General features: G+C 44.6%; 23 protein-coding genes. 8 read left to right on the plus strand and 15 right to left on the minus strand.

Annotated elements, in window-relative coordinates; genetic code table 11:
- Positions 1-437 precede the first annotated feature (437 nt).
- The 4 genes from DFP76_RS17305 to guaB form a co-directional block, all read right to left on the minus strand.
- Complete coding sequence (locus tag DFP76_RS17305; protein WP_063334341.1) at positions 438-704, minus strand: hypothetical protein; 267 nt, start codon at positions 702-704, stop codon at positions 438-440.
- A gap of 291 nt (positions 705-995) precedes the next feature.
- The gene (sfsA, locus tag DFP76_RS17310) at positions 996-1,697 is read right to left on the minus strand and encodes a DNA/RNA nuclease SfsA (RefSeq protein ID WP_113875813.1); all 702 of its coding nucleotides are present in this window, start codon (positions 1,695-1,697) and stop codon (positions 996-998) included.
- Positions 1,698-1,789: 92 nt separating this feature from the next.
- The gene (guaA, locus tag DFP76_RS17315; protein ID WP_113875814.1) at positions 1,790-3,367 is read right to left on the minus strand and encodes a glutamine-hydrolyzing GMP synthase; all 1,578 of its coding nucleotides are present in this window, start codon (positions 3,365-3,367) and stop codon (positions 1,790-1,792) included.
- A 131-nt stretch (positions 3,368-3,498) separates the two neighbouring features.
- Positions 3,499-4,965 (minus strand): IMP dehydrogenase, encoded by a 1,467-nt coding sequence (gene guaB / locus DFP76_RS17320; protein WP_113875815.1) that lies wholly within the window; start codon positions 4,963-4,965, stop codon positions 3,499-3,501.
- Between the two features lie 93 nt (positions 4,966-5,058).
- Between guaB and xseA the strand changes: the two genes are divergently transcribed.
- The 3 genes from xseA (at position 5,059) to DFP76_RS17335 (ending at position 7,507) form a co-directional block, all read left to right on the plus strand.
- Complete coding sequence (xseA, locus tag DFP76_RS17325) at positions 5,059-6,411, plus strand: exodeoxyribonuclease VII large subunit (RefSeq protein ID WP_113875816.1); 1,353 nt, start codon at positions 5,059-5,061, stop codon at positions 6,409-6,411.
- 176 nt (positions 6,412-6,587) lie between these two features.
- The gene (gene parS / locus DFP76_RS17330) at positions 6,588-7,034 is read left to right on the plus strand and encodes a type II RES/Xre toxin-antitoxin system antitoxin (RefSeq protein WP_113875817.1); all 447 of its coding nucleotides are present in this window, start codon (positions 6,588-6,590) and stop codon (positions 7,032-7,034) included.
- A gap of 2 nt (positions 7,035-7,036) precedes the next feature.
- The gene (locus tag DFP76_RS17335) at positions 7,037-7,507 is read left to right on the plus strand and encodes an RES family NAD+ phosphorylase (RefSeq protein ID WP_113875818.1); all 471 of its coding nucleotides are present in this window, start codon (positions 7,037-7,039) and stop codon (positions 7,505-7,507) included.
- Between the two features lie 26 nt (positions 7,508-7,533).
- On the opposite strand, the gene DFP76_RS17340 is transcribed toward DFP76_RS17335, so the two are convergent.
- Both DFP76_RS17340 and DFP76_RS17345 read right to left on the minus strand, forming a co-directional pair.
- A complete protein-coding gene (locus DFP76_RS17340; protein WP_113875819.1) occupies positions 7,534-8,901 on the minus strand; it encodes a sigma-54-dependent transcriptional regulator in 1,368 nt (455 codons plus the stop codon).
- Complete coding sequence (locus DFP76_RS17345) at positions 8,888-10,825, minus strand: sensor histidine kinase (RefSeq protein WP_245931969.1); 1,938 nt, start codon at positions 10,823-10,825, stop codon at positions 8,888-8,890. The genes DFP76_RS17340 and DFP76_RS17345 overlap by 14 nt, the downstream gene beginning before the upstream one ends.
- A gap of 354 nt (positions 10,826-11,179) precedes the next feature.
- On the opposite strand from DFP76_RS17345, the gene DFP76_RS17350 reads away from it, so the two are divergent.
- Genes DFP76_RS17350 through DFP76_RS18165 form a run of 3 tightly spaced genes read left to right on the plus strand, consistent with a single transcriptional unit; the run spans position 11,180 to position 13,733 of the window.
- Positions 11,180-12,586: a cytochrome ubiquinol oxidase subunit I gene (locus DFP76_RS17350; RefSeq protein WP_113875821.1), complete on the plus strand. Its 1,407-nt coding sequence runs from the start codon at positions 11,180-11,182 to the stop codon at positions 12,584-12,586.
- Positions 12,586-13,596, plus strand: coding sequence for a cytochrome d ubiquinol oxidase subunit II (gene cydB / locus DFP76_RS17355; protein ID WP_113875822.1), 1,011 nt, complete (start codon positions 12,586-12,588; stop codon positions 13,594-13,596). The genes DFP76_RS17350 and cydB overlap by 1 nt, the downstream gene beginning before the upstream one ends.
- Positions 13,596-13,733 (plus strand): hypothetical protein, encoded by a 138-nt coding sequence (locus tag DFP76_RS18165; protein ID WP_181799877.1) that lies wholly within the window; start codon positions 13,596-13,598, stop codon positions 13,731-13,733. Before cydB ends, DFP76_RS18165 begins: the two co-directional genes overlap by 1 nt.
- 146 nt (positions 13,734-13,879) lie before the next feature.
- Here DFP76_RS18165 and DFP76_RS17360 read toward each other — a convergent pair whose 3' ends face one another.
- Positions 13,880-14,299 (minus strand): VOC family protein, encoded by a 420-nt coding sequence (locus tag DFP76_RS17360; protein WP_113875823.1) that lies wholly within the window; start codon positions 14,297-14,299, stop codon positions 13,880-13,882.
- A 152-nt stretch (positions 14,300-14,451) separates the two neighbouring features.
- Here DFP76_RS17360 and soxR point away from each other — a divergent pair, with 152 nt between their 5' ends.
- The gene (gene soxR, locus DFP76_RS17365) at positions 14,452-14,904 is read left to right on the plus strand and encodes a redox-sensitive transcriptional activator SoxR (protein WP_113875824.1); all 453 of its coding nucleotides are present in this window, start codon (positions 14,452-14,454) and stop codon (positions 14,902-14,904) included.
- Positions 14,905-14,990: 86 nt separating this feature from the next.
- Here the strand turns inward: soxR and DFP76_RS17370 are convergent, their stop codons facing one another.
- The 5 genes from DFP76_RS17370 to DFP76_RS17390 all read right to left on the minus strand — a co-directional run bounded on the left by DFP76_RS17370 (position 14,991) and on the right by DFP76_RS17390 (position 21,175).
- Positions 14,991-16,943 (minus strand): TRAP transporter permease, encoded by a 1,953-nt coding sequence (locus DFP76_RS17370; RefSeq protein WP_113875825.1) that lies wholly within the window; start codon positions 16,941-16,943, stop codon positions 14,991-14,993.
- 10 nt (positions 16,944-16,953) lie between these two features.
- Complete coding sequence (locus tag DFP76_RS17375; protein ID WP_113875826.1) at positions 16,954-17,892, minus strand: TAXI family TRAP transporter solute-binding subunit; 939 nt, start codon at positions 17,890-17,892, stop codon at positions 16,954-16,956.
- A 98-nt stretch (positions 17,893-17,990) separates the two neighbouring features.
- Positions 17,991-19,091, minus strand: a complete 1,101-nt coding sequence (locus tag DFP76_RS17380) for an ABC transporter substrate-binding protein (RefSeq protein WP_113875827.1) — start codon at positions 19,089-19,091, stop codon at positions 17,991-17,993.
- On the minus strand, positions 19,081-20,511 hold the full coding sequence (locus DFP76_RS17385) for a sensor histidine kinase (RefSeq protein WP_113875828.1): 1,431 nt from the start codon (positions 20,509-20,511) through the stop codon (positions 19,081-19,083). Before DFP76_RS17385 ends, DFP76_RS17380 begins: the two co-directional genes overlap by 11 nt.
- Positions 20,504-21,175 carry a response regulator transcription factor gene (locus tag DFP76_RS17390; protein ID WP_113875829.1) on the minus strand — a complete coding sequence of 224 codons (672 nt, stop codon included), beginning with the start codon at positions 21,173-21,175 and terminating at the stop codon, positions 20,504-20,506. Before DFP76_RS17390 ends, DFP76_RS17385 begins: the two co-directional genes overlap by 8 nt.
- 289 nt (positions 21,176-21,464) lie before the next feature.
- Between DFP76_RS17390 and DFP76_RS17395 the strand changes: the two genes are divergently transcribed.
- Entirely contained in the window at positions 21,465-22,361 is an 897-nt protein-coding gene (locus DFP76_RS17395; RefSeq protein ID WP_113875830.1) for an EamA family transporter, read from the plus strand.
- Between the two features lie 21 nt (positions 22,362-22,382).
- Here DFP76_RS17395 and DFP76_RS17400 read toward each other — a convergent pair whose 3' ends face one another.
- The 3 genes from DFP76_RS17400 to DFP76_RS17410 all read right to left on the minus strand — a co-directional run bounded on the left by DFP76_RS17400 (position 22,383) and on the right by DFP76_RS17410 (position 24,261).
- A complete protein-coding gene (locus DFP76_RS17400) occupies positions 22,383-23,213 on the minus strand; it encodes an ion transporter (RefSeq protein WP_113875831.1) in 831 nt (276 codons plus the stop codon).
- A 111-nt stretch (positions 23,214-23,324) separates the two neighbouring features.
- Positions 23,325-23,600: a hypothetical protein gene (locus DFP76_RS17405; protein WP_113875832.1), complete on the minus strand. Its 276-nt coding sequence runs from the start codon at positions 23,598-23,600 to the stop codon at positions 23,325-23,327.
- 100 nt (positions 23,601-23,700) lie between these two features.
- Entirely contained in the window at positions 23,701-24,261 is a 561-nt protein-coding gene (locus DFP76_RS17410) for a mechanosensitive ion channel domain-containing protein (protein ID WP_113875833.1), read from the minus strand.
- Between the last annotated feature and the right edge of the window lie 31 nt (positions 24,262-24,292).

Here is a 24,292-nt window from a genome sequence, read left to right on the forward strand (position 1 = left end):
TCAATCTGAGCCATGATCAAACTCTTCAGTTAAAAAGTTTGCTCACTCAAATCTCGAAACACTAACAATTACTTAATAAAGCGAATTGACGTGTTAGACTCTCGTAAGACTTCAATTTCTTTTTTGAAGCCCCAGCGAGCGCCCACACAAATTATCTGATTATCTATTTTAAAGAGCGTGCTGACTTGTTTTGGTGTTGCTTCGATGCTTTGAAGTGCACCCCGTGTCAGCGAGGGCGTATATTAAGGATCTACAGATTTAGTGCAACTATTTTTTTCGTTTTTTTGATGTTTTGGTTAAGTTTTATTGTTTAGGCACTCTAAAACGCCAAAATCGTTTAAAAAACAAACAAAAAACGCACTATTACAAGAAAAAGGCCACTCTAAATCTCTCTAGAGTGACCTCTGTTAACTAGACGATCCTAATAATAGACGTCTTTACTCTGCAGTTTGTGCTTGCAGGCTTTCAAGTTGTGCTTGAAGCTCGTCATACTTAGCGCTAAGTGCAGCTTCTTTTTCAATTGGTGTTGCCGCTTCGTTCAGGTCAACAGTTGAATCTACTTCAGCGCCCATGCTTTCCAATTGTGATGCAATGGCATCCACTCGAGACTGTGCTTCAGCTAAAGCATCTTCATTTGCAAACGCAGCTGTTGAAAGTGCAGCAGCAGTAAATAGTGTCAGAGCTGATTTAGTGAATGTCTTCATAACGTAATCTCCATTTGTTGGTAAATTTTCAAGACCTAGTTTAAGGCTCGATCAGGAACTATCTCGTTCCATGGAAGTGATACTAGACAAGACAAATTCATAAAAAAAGCTCCCTACACTGGCTTCCCAGTTTGATCCAGAAAGCCCACAATCAACTTGCACTTCACCTCATAACGTAAAGAGAAGTAAGGTGATTTTGACAATAACCACCCTTAATAGACAATTTACTGAAGCAAGAACTCAAACCGCTTATTTTATTGACGATGAATTGACCATGCTTGATCATCATCGTCAGCAAACTGCAATGGCATGAGACACTTCCATCTTTTTGTTTGTGATATCCACTTTGTAAGCCAAAACTTCTACACCTTTTGACACCGCTAACTCAAATGCATCCGCATACGCCGAATCAATATGTCGAGCAGGTGATACTTGATCAATCCCCGAATGACTAACACAAAAGAACAATACAGCTCTATGACCTTGTTCCACCATCGTGATCAACTCATTCAAGTGCTTTCGCCCTCTTTCTGTCACAGCATCAGGAAAGTACCCCTTACCATCCTCTTCTAATAAGGTGACGTTTTTCACTTCTACATAGCACTTCTCTCCATTAGTGCTGGTTAATAGCCAGTCGATACGACTCTTCTCGCCGTACTTTACTTCTGCTTTTTGTTCTGAGTAACCAGCAAGCTCTGTCACAACCCCTTTTGCAATAGCCTCACCCACCAGCTTGTTCGGTAATCCTGTATTAATACAGGCTAGGTGTTGCTCATCGACCTCAACCAATTCCCAGGTATAGGCCAACTTACGCTTTGGGTTGTCACTCTTAGACAACCAAACACGAGCATTGTCCTGCTGGCAGCGCTTCATTGAACCAGTATTAGGGCAGTGCGCCACCACCACGTCACCATTTGGCAACTGCACATCTGACAAGAAGCGCTTATAACGCTTGATCAATCGCCCTTCTATTAAGGTCGTAGGAAACTCCATCGACTACCTCTTCTTTTTTATTCCTTACACAAACAAAAACGGCCCTCTTTATAGTAAGAGAGCCGTTTCATTAAACCACTAACTTGACCAGATCATTCCCACTCAATGGTAGCCGGTGGCTTAGAAGACACATCGTAAGTTACACGAGAAATGTGTTCAATCTCGTTGATGATGCGACTGGAAACCGTTTCCAACAATTCGTATGGCAAGTGTGCCCAACGCGCTGTCATGAAGTCGATGGTTTCAACGGCGCGCAATGCAACAACGTATTCGTAACGACGACCATCCCCTACCACACCGACAGACTTAACTGGCAAGAATACAGCAAAAGCTTGGCTAGTTTTATCGTACCAACCAGAGCGACGAAGCTCTTCAATGAAGATAGCGTCAGCACGACGAAGAATATCGGCGTATTCTTTTTTCACTTCACCAAGAATTCGCACACCTAGACCTGGTCCTGGGAATGGATGACGGTAAACCATGTCATACGGTAGACCTAACTCTAGACCCAACTTACGAACTTCGTCTTTAAACAATTCACGAAGCGGTTCAACCAATTCGAACTGCATGTCTTCTGGCAAGCCACCCACATTATGGTGAGACTTGATAACATGCGCTTTGCCTGTTTTAGAAGCGGCTGATTCAATCACATCTGGGTAAATCGTACCTTGTGCTAGGAAATCGACATCGGTCAATTTACCCGCTTCGTCATCAAAGATATCGATGAAGGTATTACCAATGATCTTACGCTTAACTTCTGGATCCGCTTCACCAGCAAGCTTACCAAGGAACAAATCTTCTGCGTCGACACGAATGACTTTCACACCCATGTTGTCTGCGAACATTTTCATCACTTGATCGCCTTCGTTCAAGCGCAATAAACCATTGTCCACGAATACACAGGTCAGTTGGCTACCGATGGCTTTATGAAGCAAAGCTGCCACGACAGACGAATCCACACCACCAGACAAGGCCAATAGCACTTTACGGTTACCCACTTGAGCCTGCATACGCTCGATTGCATCTTGAGCAATATTCGCTGGCGTCCACAGAGTGTCACAACCACAGATATCGACAACAAAACGAGACAGAATACGGCCACCTTGTAACGTGTGCGTTACTTCTGGGTGAAACTGAACACCGTAGAATTTCTTCGTTTCGTTCGCCATCGCTGCAATAGGGCAGCTATCCGTCGACGCCATCAGAGTAAAGTCTTCTGGCATAGCAACCACTTTGTCACCATGACTCATCCACACGTCTAATAAGGCAATGCCATTATTCGCCACGTGGTCTTGAATATCATCAAACAAAGATGGGCCATCGTGTTTACGAATCTGTGCGTAACCAAATTCACGTATTTCAGAACCTTGAACTTTACCGCCCAATTGCTCTGCCATGGTCTGCATACCGTAACAGATACCAAATACTGGCACGCCTAGATTGAAAACGGCTTCTGGAGCACGCGGCGAACCCGGCTCCGGCACAGACTCAGGACCACCAGCTAAGATGACACCTTTTGGATCAAAGTCGATTACTTCTTGATCTGTCATATCAAAAGCACGAACTTCACAGTAAACACCGATCTCACGAACTCGACGCGCAATCAACTGCGTATACTGAGAACCAAAATCAAGAATAAGAATTTTATGAGCGTGAATATCTTGCGACATGGTTAGCCATTCCTCTCACTCTAGGCAAAAGAGCCAATCTTTTATCTAGAAGTCATCAATTAAAAAATGAAAGCAGTAAATAAAGATGGGGCGTGTTGTACGCCCCATCTTAATCAGCAATTATCAGCGATTTAACCCGCGTGATAATTCGGCGCCTCTTTGGTGATGGTCACATCATGAACATGACTCTCACGCATACCTGCACCAGTAATTTTCGAGAACTGTGTCTTAGTTCGCATGGTCTCGATATCAGCAGAACCTGTGTAGCCCATTGAAGAGCGAACACCGCCCATCAATTGGTGAACGACTGCCACCATTGGACCTTTAGAAGGCACACGACCCTCGATGCCTTCTGGCACCAATTTCTCAACACTACTAGAGTCTTGGAAGTAACGGTCACTGGAACCTTGAGATTGTGACATGGCACCTAATGAGCCCATACCACGGTAAGCTTTAAATGAACGCCCTTGGAACAAGACGACTTCACCTGGCGCTTCGTCGGTACCAGCCAACAAACCACCTACCATGATCACACTTGCACCCGCGGCAATGGCTTTGGCAATGTCACCGGAAAAACGTACACCACCATCGGCTACCACTGGAATACCACGAGGATTCATGGCTTCAGCAACGTTAGCAACCGCACTGATCTGTGGCACACCAACACCCGCAACGATACGCGTTGTACAGATAGAACCAGGGCCAATACCGACTTTCACACCGTCAGCACCCGCATCAGCCAAAGCAATCGCCGCTTCCGCTGTGGCAATATTGCCACCGATTACTTGAATGTGTGGGAAGTTTTCTTTCACCCAACGAACGCGATCAATTACGCCTTTAGAGTGTCCATGTGCCGTATCAACAACCACAATATCCACACCTGCGTCAGACAAAGCTTTTACTCGCTCTTCTGTATCCGCGCCTGTGCCAACAGCGGCACCAACACGCAAACGACCCTGCTCGTCTTTACAAGCATTTGGGTAAGTCGTTGCTTTGTTGAAATCGGTTACCGTTACCATGCCACGTAGTTCGAATTGATCATTGACGATCAAAACTTTTTCGATACGGTTTTCATGTAGAAGTTTGCGAATAGAACCAGAAGAAGCGCCTTCCAAAGCCGTTACCAAACGCTCTTTTGGCGTCATAATGTCGGCAACAGTTTTTTCGAAGTCTTTAACAAAGCGAACATCACGGCTTGTCACGATACCAACAAGGTCAGAACCTTGAACGACTGGCACGCTTGAAATGCTGTTTGCTGCTGTTAACGCCATCAGTTCATTGACTGTGGCTTCTGGATTAATGGTAACCAAATCACGAACAATGCCGCTTTCGAATTTTTTTACCTTGCGAACTTCGCGTGCTTGTTCTTCAATGGTCAAGTTTTTGTGCACAATGCCAATGCCACCTTCTTGAGCCAATGCAATTGCCATACGATGTTCTGTCACCGTATCCATTGCGGAAGACGTAAGCGGAATATTTAATTCGATGTCTTTAGTGATTTTGGTTTTGAGGCTAACATCCTTAGGTAAAACTTCGGAATAGCCGGGGATGAGCAATACGTCGTCAAACGTTAAAGCTTCTTGCACGATTCGTAACATAATGGGGAGTTTCCAATGCCAACAAGGGTGTTAAGATGGCAAGTAATTCTACTCCAATAGTTGCTGTCGGTAAATCAAAACCACGAGAGATTGATGAAAAAATTTACAACAACCCATTCCCAAGAAACCGCTTTTACCGTCTCACAGTTAAATCGACAAATTCAGCAACTTTTGGAAGCCAGTTTACCTTGGATTTTAGTGGAAGGTGAGATCTCCAATCTCGCCAAACCAGGCTCTGGTCACTGGTACTTTTCCCTAAAAGACGATCGCGCTCAGATTCGTTGCGCCATGTTCAAAAGTAAGAACCTTGCGGTACGTTTTCGTCCTAAAGATGGCGACCTCGTTCGCTTGCGCGCTCGCGTGACTTTTTATGGCCCCAGAGGCGATTGCCAACTGAGCGTAGAAAGTATGGAATCGGCTGGTGAAGGCGCCTTACAGCAAGCCTTCGAAAGATTAAAAGGGCAATTACAATTAGAAGGCTTGTTCGATGCCAAGCACAAACAGGCCTTGCCAACCCGACCTGAGCGTGTCGCTATTATTACCTCACCCGTCGGCGCAGCCATTCGGGACATGATCATTGCCTTTCGTCGCCGTTTTCCTTTAACCGAGCTGACTATTTTGCCTTCGTTGGTCCAAGGACAAGATGCCGCAAACAACCTACTCAAGCAGCTAACTCGCGCCGATGCCAGTGGACACTTTGACGCCATTATTTTAGGACGTGGCGGCGGCTCACTGGAAGACTTGTGGAGCTTTAACGACGAAGCACTGGCCAGAGCCATTTTTAATGCGAAAACACCAATCGTATCCGCCGTGGGTCACGAAACCGATTTTACCATTGCTGATTTTGTCGCCGATGTTCGTGCAGCCACACCAACAGCAGCGGCTGAGTTACTGAGTCCAGATAAAGCGCAGCTGGTTCGCCAAATTGAACAACACACAAAACAACTCACTGCACGATTATCGCAAAAGCTGGAGCAGAGCCATCAGCAACTGGACTTTTTAATCAAACGTATTCGCCATCCAAAAGAGCGAATTGAACAGCAGCAGCGTCAGTTATCACAGTTACAAAAACAACTACAACAAGCGATGGAGAAAAAGCTAACACAACAGCAAGTACTCACTAACAATATTCATCAAAGACTGCTTAACCAAAGCCCAGATAGAACATTAGCCCAACACAAAGCCAGAATTAACGACTTAAATGCTCGCTTAAGCCTGGCTCTACGCAATAGCCTTACCAGCAAACAAACTCACTTTGCACGCTTAGTCGACAAGCTTAACCTCGTCAGCCCGCTCAATACCTTGTCTCGCGGCTACGCCATCGCCAGTAAAGACGAACAGGTGATTCGTTCAATTAAAGACGTGGAGAAAGGCGACGCGATAAACGTTCGAGTTCAAGATGGGGAAGTCAGCTGTACTGTCGACACGACAAAATCGATTGGTTAATTTGATGGAAACACTTCTGAATAAGCAAAATCATCACTTGAAACGCTAAGAGACACCATAATAAGACTATTTTGTACAAGATTCAGCATACGAGGTCTCATCCGACCTGCTTACCCCCCTTGCCAAAAAGACCATTTGAGCTAAACTATAAAAACCAAATGAGCCAGGGTAATGTTATGTCTGTTGTGAAAGCGTTTAAACCTCAAAGACCAAAAGCCTATAGCTTTTGGGAAGGCTTGGGGATTGCGGAATCAGATGAGTTGGTCGGTAACTCTGTTCGCGAAGGGTTTACGACTTATGCTTATGACCAAATTCTTGCGCGTACCAAGTTGTCTCGCACCAAGTTTCAACAGTTCACCCATATTCCTGTGAGCACCATTAAGCGTCGTTTAGAAAAGCAGGAACGTTTCAGCACCCAAGAAAGCGATGTCATGTATCGCTTAGCCTTGTTGACGAAGTTGGCAACAGACATGTTTGACGATGAAGACGCGGCGCTGGCGTGGATGGAAGAAGCAACCTATGGTTTAGGTGGCAAACGTCCGTTGGATATGATCGCGACGACGGTGGAATTTGAACAAGTAAAAGACCTGATTGGCCGAATCGAACACGGTGTCTTTTCTTAATAATGAAGCTGTTTCGACTTACTCAGAAGAAATTCTCAGATGATCCTTTCAGCCCTCTAGGTGCACGTCGGTTTGGTGGCCGCTGGAACAGCAAAGGCACAGACGCTCTATACTTTTCTGAGTCTGAATCCTTGAGCACATTAGAAGTGTTTGTTCATGTGAGTCACCATCCAGACATTATGAAACAATACAACTTGTACTGTATTGAACTAGCAGATCACTTGATCGCTCGATTAGAAAAAGAAGATTTACCCAGCCAATGGCGTGCCATTCCCTTTTCTGAAAGCACACAAGCCATTGGTGATGAGTTTCTCACATTAGCCAACCATGAATTTGCCGCATTACAGGTGCCTTCTGTGATTTCTCCTAGGGATTACAATTATCTCGTTAACCCAAATCATCCGGCCATGAAGGCCGTTTTCGCATCGGCTGTAAAACTCGACTTTGAATTTGACCCTAGAATTTTTAAATAACCCCCATCACGAGTCATAAACCAAACCTACAATCCATAACGCTCGATTTTTTTAATCAAACCTTGTCGTGACAAGCCCAATTGCTTTGCGGCTTGAGTACGATTACCTGCGGTGCTCTGTAGAGCAGATTGAATCATTTGAATCTCTAGCGCTTGCACCCTTTCGTCTAATGTTCCCTTAAAGGTTTCAAGGTCGCCTTTGCCACTGTCTGGTAATTCTTGAACGTGTGGAAAGAGCAGTGAAATGTCTTCCATGCTGATCATCCCTTCGGGGCAAATAGACGCGACACTTTCTAAAGCATTTTTCAATTCACGTACGTTACCGGGCCACGCCTGACGTCGAAACCATTGCAACGCCTCACTACTCAGTTGCAATGGTTTCTCTTGAGACGTTTGCAACCGCGACAAAAACGCTTGCAGCAAAACAGGCACATCTTCTAAGCGCTCTGCCAACGCCTGAGTTTCAATATTAACGCCCTTAATTCGGTAATATAAATCTTCACGAAAGCTCCCCTCTTTCACTTTTTCCAGCAAGTCGGCGTTGGTCGCGGAAATCACACGAATATCGATCTGCTTTTGCGTCCGTCCTCCGACAGGGTAGAAAGTACCTTCCTGTAATACTCGCAGCAGCTTGACCTGCATTGGCAACGGCATTTCGCCAATTTCATCAAGAAATAAAGTACCGCCATCCGCCAAACTCAATAACCCTTCCTTGTCTTTTTCCGCCCCAGTGAACGCCCCTTTCACATAACCAAATAACTCACTTTCTAATAATTCGGCTGGGATGGCACCACAATGAACGGACACAAACGACTGACTCGCCCGATGGCTCAGCTCATGCAATGTTCGAGAAATGACTTCTTTACCTGTTCCTGAAGGTCCAGTCACCAGCACTCGCACATCGGTTGGGGCAATGCGTTCGATGAGCGCCCTAACTTTTTGCGCTCCAACCGATTGCCCAATGTAAGCCGCCGCGCCCTCAATCTGCTTGCGATTTTCTTTCAGGGACGCCACTTCTTTTTCTAGGGTGTTTTTGGTGATCGCCCGACGCACCACCACCGCCAACATGTCAGGATCAATCGGCTTGGCAATGAAATCCCACGCGCCAAGATCCACCGCTTTTAATGCTAAATCCCGATCTGCATGACCGGTAATAATGATGACAGGCCGACCGGCGAAATCCTCCATGGCATCGAGCGTTACTTGCGGATCAAAATGAGGTGGCATGGAAAGATCCAACAGCACCAAATCCGCGTCAAATGATGCCAAAGCATGACGCGCGTCCTGCAAACTGCCGACAGCTTTGACATGATAATCTTGATTGGCCAACCAACGACTCGCCAATTCACGAAATGCGGGTTCATCGTCGACTAAGAGAATTTTATTTTGTGTCATGAGAGTCTGTTCCTAGAGGCGCCTGTTGCGGCAATATCAATTCAAAAGTGACCGGCCAATCTGAGTGTTGTCTATGGTGAATTTCTCCACCATGCGCATCGATAATACGACGCACAATGGCAAGCCCCAAACCACTACCGCCGGCCCGTTTGGTCACAAAAGGTTGGAATAACACCTCACCCTGTAAAGGTTCATCAATGCTTGGGCCATTGTTATGTACCTGAATCACCACCTTATTAAGATTCGACTGTGCGCCTTGTTCAACACGAGCTTCGATAAAGAGTTTGGCATCCGCTTGATTACGCAAAAACGCCACCGCGTTATCAATCAGGTTGATAAAGACTTGCTGCAAGCGCTGTGAATCCGCTTCCAGTTCAATGTCATCATCAATACTGAGCTGGTAATGAATACCTTCTAACTGGGCTTGCGATAAAACCGTCCTAATTAAGGCACCTAATGAGACCTTACTCCTGTGTAACGTCAGTCCACCTGAGTACACCAACATGTCGCTGACTAAGCGATCTGCCCGCTGTAATTGGGTTTGGATGTGCTGTCGTGTTTCAGCCGGTGTATCGTAGGCGGCCATGGCAATGATATTCAATGGATTACGTAACTCATGCGCCATCGCCGCTGACAAACTGCCCAATTCCACAAGGTGCTGTTGATCTAGGCGTTTTCGTTCTGCTTTTGCCAAGGCTAGGGAATGCTCTAATAAACCACAGCTGGTTGAGAACAGTGAACCAAAGACTTCGGCGGTTAGCCTCATACCAGGACTGGCATCGTCCCAACCCAACAACGCAAAGCGCCAATCCGACGCCACTTTATATACCTGTATTGCCAACCTAGCGTCACTCTGTAAGGACGAATTATGCGAACTCTGTTCACCATCGATATCCAACCGAATTTGAATACTTTGGCGGATTTGTTTTGCTAATAAGCGTTCGCCAATGTTGATCAAATGAGACCAGCTTTGTGCTTCTTTTAATTGACTCGACCAAGTTTCCAATACCGCTTCATTGAGTTGTGTACCTGGGTAAATCAGGCGTGAAATGATTCGGTTTAACGGTTGATAAATCAGAGCAGAAACCAACAACATCAGCAAAGAATACAGCCACAACTGCCAACTCGGCACGTTTGCCAATGCTTGCAGTCCAAGACGCCCAGACACCACACTGATTACCGCAATCAAACACAGAATGACCAAGGTCATCGCCAACCAGAGTAAAGCACGGTTGGCAAAGGCATTCACAGACAGTATTTGATAACGCACCACCGCATACACTAAGAGCAACAGGTAAGTTGGCAGCAGCAACATGGGATAAGGAAACCAACTAATACCAAAAGAAGGAAACACAAAGCTTGTCGCCAGCAACAAGCCCCAAGCACCGACTCCAAACATGGCCAAGATAGAACGCTTTTTATTACCAGAATGGCAATACCATCCAAATAACAAAACACCGTGGGCCAACATACCAATCAACACGGTATAAGCAAGATTCCAAGTACCAGCCTCGGTAAAGATAAAGAACGAACGCGTGTCCGACGTGCTAATGGCATCGCCAGCTTCCATCCACCAGCTTTGTAACACCACCGCAAAACTGGTGAGATAAAACCAAGGAATCACTCGCAGCAATCGATCTAACATGATGTCATGCACTGGGCCGGAATTCACAAAGCGGATGGCAAAATGCAGAAAGAAGGTTGGCATAAGAGGGTTCGCCAAAATGATGTAAATCCCGATCCGTTCATAACCCTGAAACAGGACAACGTGACCAAAACACCAGATGGCCATCATGATGGCAAAACCGGCTAAAGCTTGTAAGTCACCCTGTTTACGAGCACGCCACAACAACCAAGCCGCCACCAGCACTCCACATACACTGGAAATCAGCATGGCTATTTCAAACATGAGAGAAAGGGTCAAATCGTAAACCTCGTTTACACCTAAAGAATTGAAAATCGTAAACCTATTTTACACTTCTCGCAAAATTAAAAATTATTCCTTTAAAATCAATAAATTAAATAAAATCAAAAACTGGCCCACGGATTGCTACCTAGAAGACAATCAAATTGATCTATCTCAATCTTTTTTGCATTAACGGAGCACACAGAATGAATACTGGTTTTTTCATGACCGAGGTCATCGCACTTTTCAGCATAGTCGGATTGGCATTACTGCCATTAATTTTAAAACAACTGCAGATCAGAAAAGATCAAAACAGCGCGTGAGCTTTGCTCTTTAACTCGGTCTTTTGTGCAACATTAAGCAGGTATTTTTATGGATCTCGACGTCGCCTTATTATCCCGATTACAGTTTGCCTTTACGGTGAGCTTTCATATTATTTTCCCAAGCATCACCATAGGTTTGGCCACCTTGATTGCGATCTGGGAAGGCTTGTGGCTGAAAACCCATAATCCTTATTATCTTCAACTTGCGAAATTCTGGATCAAACCTTTTGCCATCACCTTTGGCATGGGCGTGGTGTCTGGCATTGTTTTGTCTTATGAATTTGGCACTAACTTTTCTAAATTTTCTGAAATCACCGGTGCTGTCCTTGGACCGTTAATGGCTTATGAAGTACTGACCGCCTTCTTCATGGAAGCGGGTTTTCTTGGCGTCATGCTATTTGGTTGGCAACGAGTTGGCCGCAAACTGCATTTCTTCTCTACCCTTGTCGTTATGGTAGGTACTTGGTTTTCGGCCTTTTGGATCATCGCTGCGAACTCTTGGATGCAAACCCCAGCAGGTTACAAAATTGTCGACGGCAAATTCGAAGTAGAAAGCTGGATGGCGGTGATCTTTAACCCTTCTATGCCCTACCGACTCACCCACATGGTCATGGCAGCGCTAATCACAGCGACTTTTGTCGTGGCAGGTATCAGTGCGTATTATTTGCTGAAAAAGCAAAATCAAGCTTTCGCTAAGAAAGGTTTATCCATGTGCATGTGGTTTGCCTTGATACTAACTCCACTGCAAGCTTGGATTGGCGACATGCATGGCTTAAACGTAAAAGAACACCAACCAACTAAATTAGCCGCAATGGAAGGTATTTGGCCAGCGAAAGAAGAAAGTGTTCCTTTGCTGTTATTCGCCATGCCGAATATGGAAACGGAACAGAACGATTACCAAGTAGGCATCCCTAATCTCGGTAGTTTGATTCTCACGCATTCTTGGGATGGCGCAGTTCAGGGTCTAAAAGCCGTACCACCCGAAGACAGACCCAATGTGCCATTGGTATTCTGGTCTTTTAGAGTCATGGTCGGCATTGGCTTTGGCATGCTCGGTATTGCATTTCTAGCCTTATTGCTACGTCGCAAAAACCGTCTCTACGAAAATAAGTATTTTCTTTTACTGGTTTCCTTGTTTACGCCTAGTGGCGTGATTGCCGTGCTTGCTGGTTGGTACGTGGTTGAAGTAGGACGCCAACCTTGGATCGTCTATAACCTAGTACGTACATCCGATATTGTGTCACCGCTCCCTGCTGAACGAGTTCTATTCACCTTCATCATGTTTATCGTTATCTACACTTTGTTATTTGGGGTTTATCTTTACTTCATGCGCAAATTGATCAAAAAAGGCCCGCCATCTATGGCATCTTTAGAGCAACAATTAGTTGGTATGAAAGCACCTGGCTATGCCTTGGCTTGGGTAAAAAACCTAAAACAAGAACAAGGAGATCACTAATGGATTTGGCTCTATTTTATTTTCTATTACTGGGCTTTGCTGTGTTCATGTACGTCTTACTGGACGGCTTTGATTTGGGCATTGGCATTCTTTACCCATGGTTTGATCAAACTTCCGAACGCGATCATTTAATGCGCTCTATTTCACACGTTTGGGACGGCAATGAAACTTGGTTAGTGTTCGGAGGCGTCATTTTATTTGCAGCCTTCCCGCTGGCTTACGCTGAAATTACGTCGACCTTTTACCTTCCTATCATGCTGATGCTATTTGCTTTGATCTTCCGTGGCGTAGCGTTTGAGTATCGCTTTAAGTCCGATACGTCTCGCCCTTATTGGGATTTTGCCTTTAGCGCTGGTTCTGCGATTGCGGCATTTTGTCAGGGCATGCTGGTTGGAGCACTCGTACAAGGGGTACCGGATGGTATCAACCAACTGTCGAGTCTGCACTGGCTAACCCCTTTTTCTATCTTTACAGGATTTGCCGTGATGGCAGGGTATGCTTTATTAGCCGCATGCTATCTCTACATGAAAAGTCGTGGGGAGCTTCAACATAAAGCGGCTCAACTTGGTAAACGCCTGCTGCTCTTAACGATTTCAGCAATGGTAATTGTGAGTATTTGGACCGTCATCAGCCAAGTGACTGTTCGAGAACGTTGGTTCGATGGCTACAATTTCTTATGGTTGTCGCCTTTACCTATTCTAACCTTGTTCGCGGCACTTGTTGGTTGGAAAGCCTTGCATCAGCATGAGCCACACAAGAGCCGTTTTGAAAGCGTACCGTTTTGGTGTGCGGCCACCCTCTTCTTACTTGGGTTCGCAGGATTGGTGGTTGGACTCTTCCCCTATTTATTGCCCAGACAGCTCACCTTCATGAGCGCGGCGTCACCAGACTCTAGCTTAGTCTTTCTACTGCCTGGAGTATGCATTTTTGTGCCGCTTATTTGTGCTTACACGCTCTGGGGTTATCGCGTGTTTGCAGGCAAGGTAGAAGATTATCAGGAGGGTTACTAATGTCATTCAAGCAGTTAAAAGAAAAGTCCGCCAACCTTAAGACTTGGCAATGGTTTGCACTCTTATATCTAGTGGGATTTGTGTCATTAGTCAGCGTCTCATATGGCATTAAACTCTTAATGGCAGGCTTGCCTTAGCCACTAAGACTCCATCACAACAAAAAAAGCACCCGACTTGTTTGAACAAGCGAGTGCTTTTTTATTTCAACAATCCATTAGGTCAGTTAGTGCCCACTCGCAATACATTTTAAGACAAGTCTGGCATCAGAACAATTAGACCCACATTAATCATCGTTATTACGTTCTTCCGGTAGATCTGATAAGTACTGTACGAACTCCACTTCATAACCTGATGGGTCAATAAAGTAGACGTTTTTTCTATGTGGGTTGTCTGCGCCTTGCTTCGCAATTTCAAAACCCGCTTGCGCTAGACATTTGATGACGGACTCAATATTGTTCGTCACAAAGGCAAAATGCGCCAACCCCACTTGGTTGCTAGTCAGTTCACGGTTTTCCCCTGAGCCATTGTTATTAAATGCAATGAACTGATAATCATCGCCAAAATGCAGCCAATTGCGCTCTACCCCATACCAATTAGATCGACCATTACTTCGAACACGCCAATGAGGAAATACTGCTTTATAAAATGAGAGGGTTTCATCTATGTCTTTTACGACTAAGTTAAGGTGTTCTAATCTCATCATTTCTGCTCCTTATTTAGCTTATATAAACGAATAAAAAAGTGGTTTCTTGCGGAAAACAGGTTCACTATAAAAGCTCAACTTAACTTTAGGTAAAGTGTTTTTTTACGCTTTTTCGAACTTTTTCAAATGCTCTTTTTAGATGAGGAAATACCATGAAGGATAACAATCTAAGCGTTGGCGATATGGCAAAGCGCTGTGGGGTTAACGTATCGACACTGCATTTTTATGAAGAAAAAGGATTGATCAAGAGTTGGCGAAATCAAGGCAACCAACGACGCTACCCTAAAGATACCTTACGCAGAGTATCGGTTATTAAAGCCGCTCAAAAAGTCGGCGTGAGCTTAGAAAAAATCAAACATGCTCTTGCTACCTTGCCCGACAACCGAACTCCAACTATGGAAGATTGGCAGATATTGGCCTCCCACTGGAACAGCGAACTCAATGCACGCATTCAGTATCTAGAAAACCTCAGAGACTTACTCACAGGTTGCATTGGATGTGGCTGCTTATCGATGAGTAACTGCCCCATATACAACGACCAAGACAAACTCGCTACAGAAGGGCCAGGAGCGGTTATTTTGAATAAAAAAGTTAAGTTGGATTAAGGAAGCTGGAAATGCGCACGTTTCCAAACCTCCTTAATTTGATTGATAAATACAGCTAAGATTTTCTATTTCAACAAGCCATTAGGTTACTGAGAGTCCACTCGCAATGCGTTTGAAGAGATTTGAACACTGGCTTTAAAAAGCAAAACTGCCAAGAGCACTATGCCAATCACACGAGTGCTCACTACCACAATAGACATGTCGGTTGCTGCTGCAGGCCAAGCAATTAGGATCGCTGACACAATATATAACAAGCGCGTTAGCCAAGATAAGTTCTCGCGTAACCATCCGGAAAAACCAATGCTCATTGAGATCGTTGCCAAGGCGGCAAAGGTAATCGCTGCAATCACACTGGCGTTAGAACCGATCAATAAAACGCCAGGCATAGTCACAAACAAGAACGGCACTAAAAGCTTCACGAAGCCCAAACGCATAGACTCCACCGCGGTTTCATTTGGTTCCGCACCAGAAATTGTCGCCGCCGCATAAGCCGCTAATGCGACAGGCGGAGTAATCGCTGATACCAAGCCAAAATAGAAAATAAACATATGCGCCGACAAGGTTTCCATACCCAATTGCGTCATCGCAGGTGCAACCAATACCGCGAGCAACAAATATGCCGCCGATGTCGGTAAGCCCATTCCTAAGACAAAAGACGCCAAAGCCGTCAGCAATAAAACTGCCCACAAATTACCGTCACCCAGCTCAATGATTAAACCAGATAGCATTAATCCCATGCCCGTTAGATTCAATATGCCGATAATCACACCGGCGGCAGCTACGGCAGCCACGATAGGTAAAGTGGAAGATAATGTTTCCTTACATGCTGAAATCAAATCGAACACGTTAATACGAGTAGCTTTTTTCCATGGGCACACTAGCAAACCAGCGAGAATCCCCATAACGGCTGCTTGAGTTGGAGACTTTCCCGAAATCATCAGACCAATCAACACAACTAATGGAAGCAAAAGATAACTCTTCGTTCTTAGTGTTCTTAGCAACAACTGCAAACCTGCTTCCGTATCTCGAGCTAGGTTAAGTCGTCCAGCTTCAAGGCGAACCGAAATCATCAAGGCTAAAATATACAAAAGCGCGGGAACCAAGGCCGCCATGGCCACTTCAGCATAAGGAATCCCAATCATTTCCGCCATCAGGAAAGCCGCCGCCCCCATAACTGGAGGCATAATTTGTCCTGCGGAGGATGCTGCAGCTTCAATAGCACCCGCTAATTTCGCACTGTATCCAACACGCTTCATCAAAGGAATAGTAAACGTACCGGTTGTAACGACATTAGCAACTGCGCTGCCATTTAGAGACCCAAGCAAGGCACTAGATAAAGCAGCCGATAAACCAGGGCCGCCTTGCACGCGCCCCGTCAACCCCCGAGCTAAATCAACAAAAACCTCACCCGTACCAATCTTAGTTAAGATGGCTCCAAACAAACCAAATAGGAAAATATACTCAACGGCGACCCCCATTGGCACCCCATAAACGCCTTCAGTCGATAACATCAGAGTTGAGGTTAAACGGCTAATATCATAGCCACTGTGACCATATTTACCAGGGATCAAATAGCCAAAGTACGCATAGAGAAAAGCCAGCACAATTAAGATAATCAATGCCCGACCCACCGCGATACGAACAAAGGCAAACACCACCACAATGAGAGCAATAAAGATAAATCTATCTTGCTCAACTGACATAGCACCACGCATCACAATATCAATGTAGTGATGCCATAAATAAGGGCCAGGTATTAGTGCCAATAATGCGAGTAGATAAAATACGCCTCGGCCGACGACACTTTTATACCTCAACGCATAAAACAGCATGGCCGCCGCGGCAACAAGAGAAAAGAACGACGATCTCAATAGCAACGCGGTAATGCCACCATAATAGGCACCATAAAGTACAAGCCCAGCGATTCCAGCGGCGATCACACTAAACAATAAAGAGACTGCTAGACGTTCCTTACCACCAGCGAATTTTGATTCAAGTAGCAAGCTTTGAAAGCCATTGCTGGAACCTGAGTTCAACATAATGACGCTCCTATTTGCCACTTACTTCGTCGTAATATTTTTTCGCACCTGGGTGCAAAGCAACGGGAGTATGTCTTGCCGTGTCTAATGATATTGCTTTTGCTTGAGGATGAATCTTACCCAGTTCTTCTAGATTCGAAAAAATGGTTTTAGTGATGTCATAGATCTTACTCTGATCTTCTTTATCACTCGTAAACAAAATCGCTGGATCGTTAATCATCACAACTTGTTTTGTTTGATCTGGATAGGTTCCGACAGGTAAGGAGTAAGCTTGATAAAAGGGATACTTCTGGATCAAATGATCTAACTTCTCGATACTCGCAGACAAGAGTTTCATGTCTGTTTGTGAGTCAAGATCAATCAAAGAAGAAGTTGGTGCACCCGCTAGAACAACCGTTGCATCTACTTGGCCGTTAACCAAGGCTTTTACACCTTCATTATAAGAAAGAAAGCGGGGTGTAATGTCTTCAAATACACCATATTCTTGTAGTAAACGTGTGGCTAATACAGCAGCATTACTGCCCGGAGGGCCCATGCTGACACGCTTGCCTTTTAACTGTTCAAAAGAGTCGACGCCATTACCGGAGATCGTCGCCACTTGCAGTACAGCGGGATATAAATAAGCAATACCAGCAACATCTAATGGGCCACTCACTTTAAATGGGCCTTCACCACTCTGAGCTTCAAAGAGAGTAGAGGAAGAAGACAGCCCGAGTGTCATTTGACCTGCCGCAACACGATGGTTGTTCTCAACGGAAGCCCCCGTTACTTCCGCCCGTGCGGTGGTATTCTCCATGTGCTTGTTCAGCGTCTCAGAAATACCTGCGCCAATCACATAGAACAAACCGCCCGTTCCGCCGGTACCAATGGATACACGCTCAGCAGCTTGTAAAGGGCTATTTACTAAGGTCGCACACAAAGCGCTCGCTATAAGCAGTTTTTTAAACATAATATTCTCCAACTTATTTTTGTTTTGTTATTGCCTAAAACACTTTAGCGAGGAAACCTTTCATGAACCTTTCATTGGCATCAACAAAACAATGAATTCTATTTTTTTCGCTTCAATTCTGGTTGGATAGCATCACGCCATTCTGAGTAAATAAGCCTTTTTTTCGCATCGTCGGTTTGAATCAGCAATTCGAGTCCTAAAGGTATAGGACGAAAAATCCCATGCGGTAACTTATTCAACTCATCACGACTAAATGGGCCTTTAACCTTTGCACTTATTGGCGTAAGAGCGGATTGATTCGCCAGTATATGCTGCCCTTCTGGAGATAATAAAAGATCGATAAAACGCTTCGCTAATGTCGGCTGTTGAGCATCACGAGGAATGAATGCCGTGCGCATAATGATCGTCGTATAATCCGTCGGCATAATGGTTTTTATCCATGAATACTTTTGTGTCCATTGATAGGAATAAGCACCAACCAGATTATAAGCGATGAAAATTTGTCCTTTCAGAAGCCCATCGAGCATAGATGCTGTATCTGTATAAAGCTGAGCTTGATGCGTTCCAAACGCTTCTAACAATCGTCCATAACTACGAGATTGCTGTCCATCATAGGCCCACGCTAAATACCCTAAGCCTGACTGCTGAATATCAAACAAACCAATTTTTTCGTCTAGAAGATGATTCTTACTGCGGATCAAATTCAATAACTGTTCACGACTCTGCGGCAACGCTTCTCTAGCTAAAATATCTGTGTTTATCGCCGTCACAATTGGCTCGTAAGTAAAACCAAATAGCTCACTTCGCCAGTGTGAATCCTTAGGGACACGACCAAGCTCTGGCGAATCATAAGCCAAGGCATAGCCATCATTTGCTAACTTAAACTGCAAGTCCATGGCTGGGCTAAGCATCACATCAGGTCGATTATTAGGCTCTGAAAGAAATTGCTCATAGAGATGACGAGTGTTCGATTCGGTATAGTGTATAGCTACATTTGAGTATGCCTCTTGATATGCCTTAAACAAAGGTGAGATGACCCGATGATTTACAGCGCCATAAACAGTTAGCACTTCCTCTTCAAGCTTTGGCTGTTTATTCAAACTTGGAAAAATAATAGACCTTCCTGATTGTGCCGGACCAGCCAATGCTATGTGACTAAACAAGATTAAACAAAGCCCCAGTCGACAACTAACTTTCATAAAGAAGCCCTTTTTGTTGAGGGAAACTCACTTCTACAATCAACCCTGACGGCGAGTTGTCTTTTAAATGAAATCTAGCATCATGGTGCTCTGCGACATCTTTGGCAATGGATAAACCAATTCCAGAACCAGAGGTGAAATTATCAGGACTACGATAGAAATACTCAAAAATGTGTTCTTTATCTTTATCAGGAACACCAACACCTTGATCTCGAATTTGTAACCTAATTGAAGCGTCAGCCAGCTCGTTCATCACCATTAACTCAACTTCAACAACGCCGCCCTTCGGACTATATTTGATGGCATTCTCAATGATATTTTGTAGCATCTGCTTTAATGCGAATTCATCACCCTTAATCGTCACCTGGATGTCTCCTAAGTATTCAATTTCAACCTGTCGCTCTAGCGCCCAAACCACCAGCTCGCGACACGTCTCTTTGACGACATGATCCAAAGATACTGGACTAAAAGGATGACTCTGATAACGATGTGTCAGCGTCGCGCGACTAAGAAGCTGATTGACTGTACCAGTCAACACATTGCTGCTTTCTAAAATATGTTGTAGTTGTTTTTGACGTAGCGCTTCATCGGTTTCATCGATCGCATTTTGTGCTTGCGAGTTCAGGCCAGCCAAAGGAGTTCGTATCTGATGAGCGGCTTCTGCGGTGAAGCGTTGTAAACGACTTAAGGTATTATCCAACTGAGCCATAAAGTAATTAATACTCTTTAATAAAGGCGCTACTTCACTGGGAACATTGGCCTCTAACGGCGATAACTCTTGGGGAGAGCGTTCGGTAATCGCTTGTTTAATCGCTTGTAATGGCTGTAATACCCGCCAAATAACAAAAAGCAATAAGAGCAAAGTAATAACGAAAAATAAAGCCACAAACTGCAATGCCATTTGGCTGACTTCAGTCGCGGCTGCGCGGCGTGCGTCCGATGTTTGCCCGACGATTATAAAGACATCGTTTACACTGTCCGCTTCTAACAAACGCTTCCCTAACGCAACAAAACGCACCTCTTCACCGTGATACATGGTTTCATAATAAATGGGGATAAATTTTTCTTTTTCGCTAGATTGTTGAAGTAACTGAGTAAATGGAATACTGGGAAGGTCTTTATAGCCTGTCAGCACCTGATATCGCCCATTCATAATGGCATAAAACGCACGATCAGAGGCAGACAGGGCTAAGGTTTCAAAAGCGGAAACGGGCAAATCAATAAAAACTTGCGAGTCTAAAATAGTGATGTTTTCAGCCATCTGCAAAGCTGAACCATATAAAAGCCGATCATAAGACTCTTTTGCCGCACGATTCGCATAAATATGAGCACTCCAAAGCGCAATAATGTTAATGACGATCAGCACCGCCGCAACCATTAGGATCAATTGCCGACGAATCGATGTTGTCGCTTTAGCCATGATGTTTTTCCAACAAATAACCTAAGCCGCGAATGGTTCTGATATTGATGTCACTGTCTTGCAGAGATTTCCGCAGGCGCGCTACGTAGATTTCAATCACGCTTGAATTTGGGTTTTCATTAAAATTATAAATATGTTCGATCAAGGATTCTTTGCTTAACACTCGACCTGTATGGCTAATAAACACCTCTAACAAACGAAACTCACGTTGTTTTAGCTCTATAAGGTTGCCATCAACAGTCACCGAGCATGCTTGAAGGTCTAAACTCACATTGCCATATTCTATCGTATTCTGCGCTTGTCCTTGGCTACGACGCAATAAGGCACGACAACGGGCTTCCAGTTCGCCAAAGTCCACTGGTTTCGTCATATAGTCATCAGCCCCCAAATCCAATAACTCAATACGATCTTTAATTCCATCACGTGCAGTCAGTACAATTACAGGCGTATTAGAGTGCTTTTTGCGCAGATTTTGTAAAATTTGATTGCCTGTCATATCCGGTAGATTTAGATCCAATAACATAAGGTCGTATTCTTGCAAAGCCAACATCTGAGTGGCTTGTAAACCGGTCTGAGCAAGATCAAGGCCATGACCCATTCGACTGATTCTTTGGCTGATGGCTTCGCCTAAAATACGATCATCTTCCACTACTAAAATACGCATAATATTGAGGCTCTTGTGACGTTGTATTGTTGTCATTCAGGTGAAGGCTGATATTCAATTTTCATTAAGAACTTATCAATTTAGCCTATATTACGGCGTGAAAGAATGGGATATCTCTTCTATCAATACATAAAATGGAAAATGAATACGCTGCTTTTGGCAATTAAAGAGAACATTCTCGATCTGTGTCCTCTATTCTTCCTTGATCTGTCCATGTGCAAGCGAATCGAAAACACGTAAAGTGGATGGCTTATTTTTCGCCTCACCACTGCACAGTTAAGGACGCAACATGATTCGCAAAGATATGTTTTTAGCACTGATCATTATCTTCGCTTGGGGCTTTAACTTTATCGTCATGCGTTGGGGGTTAGATGAACTCACACCGATGATGTTAGGCGGATTGCGCTTCCTCGTTATCGGTTTGATTGGTTGCTTCTTTTTTTCTCGCCCCAACACGCCACTGCTTTGGTGTATTGGCTATGCTTTGTCATTGAACTTCGGACAATTTGCGTTTTTATTCAGTGCCATGTCATTTGGCATGCCAGCAGGCTTAGCTTCTTTGGTACTGCAATCTCAGGCGATTTTCACCCTACTGTTCGCAGTTTTATTGTTGAAAGAAACGGTTCGGCCCTACCAAGTACTCGCAATTGGCATTGCCATTGGCGGTTTGGCGGTAATCGGATTGGACAACGAAGACACCACCATGACCGCGTTGGGTTTTGGCTTGACCTTAGCCGCAGGATCGAGCTGGGCACTGGGGAGTATTTTCACCAAAGTCATCAGCCGAAAAGGTTACGATGCCAATTTAAACCTGATCGTTTGGTCTAGCTGGGTGCCGCCCGTACCCTTCTTTATCTGTGCGTATTTTATCGACGGTGGCGATGTGATGTGGCAAAACCTCATCGGACTGAATTTCAAATCCCTAGGAGCACTGGCCTATTTATCCATCTTTGCAACATTGGCTGGCTACGGTTTGTGGAGTCATTTACTGTCTCGCTATCCGGCCGCAACGGTTGCACCGCTCACCTTGGGAGTCCCCGTTGTCGGATTGACCTCTGCGGAAATTTTTCTGTCTGAAACAGTCAGCATGATGCAGTGGGTGGGGATTTTAATTGTACTGCTTGGTTTGATGTTGAATACATTCGGTGGCCGCTGGCTAAAGAAAGTTAACCAGCACGCCACTTAAAAGTCATGTTGGAATGAACGTCTAATCTTTGCGTTCTTGTTGCTCGTCGATCTTATCGGCCAAGCGAGCAACTTGAGCCTGCAATTCGGCAATTTGGGTGACCAATGCTTGGTGATGATTTTCCTGATTCTCATGTTCTTCTTGTGCGGTTTCACGCGTCATCACATCCAATACCACACCCACCATCATATTCAAGAACACAAATGCGGTCAGGAATATAAAGACGATGTAGAACATCCAGCTGAACGGGTACACGGTCATCGTCTCGTACATGACATCTGTCCAGTCCTCGAAGGTTGCAACGCGGAACAGAGTCAGCATGGAAATGGCAATGTCTCCCCATAAGTCTTCATTCACTTGATGAAAGAATATGGAACCAACCGCAGCAAAAATATAAAAGATAATAAACATCAACAGGGCAATGTAGCCCATTTTCGGAATGGCTTTTAATAAGGCATTAATCAAAAAGCGCAAATCAGGAATGATGGAGACCAGACGCAAAACACGGAACACACGCAATAGACGCGCTACCAAGATCATTTCCGTATCAGATACTGGGACTAAACTACCCACCACAATCACTGTATCAAAAATGTTCCAAGGATCGCGGAAAAAGCGTTTTTTATCGTCGCATGCAATAAAGCGCAAGCTGATTTCAACGAGAAAAAAAACGGTAATGAAGGCGTCTAAATAATTGATGGCCGCTTCTACGCCATAAGGCAAAGAATAGGTTTTTGCCCCTACCGTGAGTGCGGCAACAATAATAATACTGATGATAAAACCTTGGAACCAGACACTGCGTTCAACGCGTTTCATCAAAGCTAGCCAGTTACTTGAACGACTCATTTCCATGACACTTACACCTAATAATCAAACGAATTTACCCGCTTCAAAGACAGGCGCAGTCATATTAAGTTCATATCGTTAGGATTTAAAGCAGAAATAAGTGCTCATGGGAGCAAATTAGGTACGTTTGACACGAACCACTTTCATAATTTCAACGGGAATACCTGCCACAATTTCCTGCGCCGGATAGTAAGTCAAGTTGACGCGAGCACCGCGAAGCGTTCGATATTTTCCTTGGCGCTTAAAACGAAACGGTACATCGTAGCCCTCGATCATCAAAGTATGGAGAATCCAGTCTTCTTGTGAGCGTTGCACATGGGACTTCACTTTTAAGGCATCAGACTGTACGAGCTCTCCGTGACTTTTTAACAAAGTTTCAGGATCTGACTTCACTTGAGCCTCCTTTCGATAGGGTGAAAGCCTCTAAGTATGACACAAAACCAATCGAAGCATAAAAAATTGAGTGTTTTTTAGACAAATGCGCTCTTTTTTCTTATTCCACCTTATCTTCTACCGTGACGACTTCTTTTTTGTCTTGTTGAAATTGGCTGGCCGCCATTGCCGCTTCTTGTGATGAAAAGCGTATCACCGCTTTTTGCAAAATCAGGCTATTTGGGTAAGTGACAACATCCCCAGACAAGCGCTGAATGATGACATGAAAACTAGAGATTTCGAGTATTTGCCCCAAAATTTCATCGTCTTTATCCACAACCTTAACCCAATCTCCGACGCGATAAGGAAAGCCAAAGAAAATGATTAAGCTCGCCGTAATGTTGCTTAAAATAGACCACTGGGCAAACAGGGCGACCCCAACAACAGCAAACACGGATGAAAAGAAGATAGCTAGCTGACCATAGCCAATGCCTAATACTAAACAAATCAGCAACACAAAAATCGCAGTAAAGCCGAGATGCAGCATCTTCGATACATAAGACACTCTCACATCACTAACCGACTTACTGCGTCCCAATAATGCCACACTGGATTTTAAAAACCGCGACAAAATGACATAGACAACCACAAGTAATGCAATCAAGCCAAGCTGAACCATCATGTCTTTTACTCCTGCTCAATAAAGGTTGCGC

It is taken from the genome of Marinomonas aquiplantarum (genome assembly GCF_003314975.1).
GTDB lineage: Bacteria > Pseudomonadota > Gammaproteobacteria > Pseudomonadales > Marinomonadaceae > Marinomonas > Marinomonas aquiplantarum.

Coding starts and splice junctions, on each gene's coding strand:
- DFP76_RS17305 (WP_063334341.1), bottom strand. CDS start 704: ATGAAGACATTCACTAAATCAGCTCTGACACTATTTACTGCTGCTGCA.
- sfsA (WP_113875813.1), bottom strand. CDS start 1,697: ATGGAGTTTCCTACGACCTTAATAGAAGGGCGATTGATCAAGCGTTAT.
- guaA (WP_113875814.1), bottom strand. CDS start 3,367: ATGTCGCAAGATATTCACGCTCATAAAATTCTTATTCTTGATTTTGGT.
- guaB (WP_113875815.1), bottom strand. CDS start 4,965: ATGTTACGAATCGTGCAAGAAGCTTTAACGTTTGACGACGTATTGCTC.
- xseA (WP_113875816.1), top strand. CDS start 5,059: ATGAAAAAATTTACAACAACCCATTCCCAAGAAACCGCTTTTACCGTC.
- parS (WP_113875817.1), top strand. CDS start 6,588: ATGTCTGTTGTGAAAGCGTTTAAACCTCAAAGACCAAAAGCCTATAGC.
- DFP76_RS17335 (WP_113875818.1), top strand. CDS start 7,037: ATGAAGCTGTTTCGACTTACTCAGAAGAAATTCTCAGATGATCCTTTC.
- DFP76_RS17340 (WP_113875819.1), bottom strand. CDS start 8,901: ATGACACAAAATAAAATTCTCTTAGTCGACGATGAACCCGCATTTCGT.
- DFP76_RS17350 (WP_113875821.1), top strand. CDS start 11,180: ATGGATCTCGACGTCGCCTTATTATCCCGATTACAGTTTGCCTTTACG.
- cydB (WP_113875822.1), top strand. CDS start 12,586: ATGGATTTGGCTCTATTTTATTTTCTATTACTGGGCTTTGCTGTGTTC.
- DFP76_RS18165 (WP_181799877.1), top strand. CDS start 13,596: ATGTCATTCAAGCAGTTAAAAGAAAAGTCCGCCAACCTTAAGACTTGG.
- DFP76_RS17360 (WP_113875823.1), bottom strand. CDS start 14,299: ATGATGAGATTAGAACACCTTAACTTAGTCGTAAAAGACATAGATGAA.
- soxR (WP_113875824.1), top strand. CDS start 14,452: ATGAAGGATAACAATCTAAGCGTTGGCGATATGGCAAAGCGCTGTGGG.
- DFP76_RS17370 (WP_113875825.1), bottom strand. CDS start 16,943: ATGTTGAACTCAGGTTCCAGCAATGGCTTTCAAAGCTTGCTACTTGAA.
- DFP76_RS17375 (WP_113875826.1), bottom strand. CDS start 17,892: ATGTTTAAAAAACTGCTTATAGCGAGCGCTTTGTGTGCGACCTTAGTA.
- DFP76_RS17380 (WP_113875827.1), bottom strand. CDS start 19,091: ATGAAAGTTAGTTGTCGACTGGGGCTTTGTTTAATCTTGTTTAGTCAC.
- DFP76_RS17385 (WP_113875828.1), bottom strand. CDS start 20,511: ATGGCTAAAGCGACAACATCGATTCGTCGGCAATTGATCCTAATGGTT.
- DFP76_RS17390 (WP_113875829.1), bottom strand. CDS start 21,175: ATGCGTATTTTAGTAGTGGAAGATGATCGTATTTTAGGCGAAGCCATC.
- DFP76_RS17395 (WP_113875830.1), top strand. CDS start 21,465: ATGATTCGCAAAGATATGTTTTTAGCACTGATCATTATCTTCGCTTGG.
- DFP76_RS17400 (WP_113875831.1), bottom strand. CDS start 23,213: ATGGAAATGAGTCGTTCAAGTAACTGGCTAGCTTTGATGAAACGCGTT.
- DFP76_RS17410 (WP_113875833.1), bottom strand. CDS start 24,261: ATGATGGTTCAGCTTGGCTTGATTGCATTACTTGTGGTTGTCTATGTC.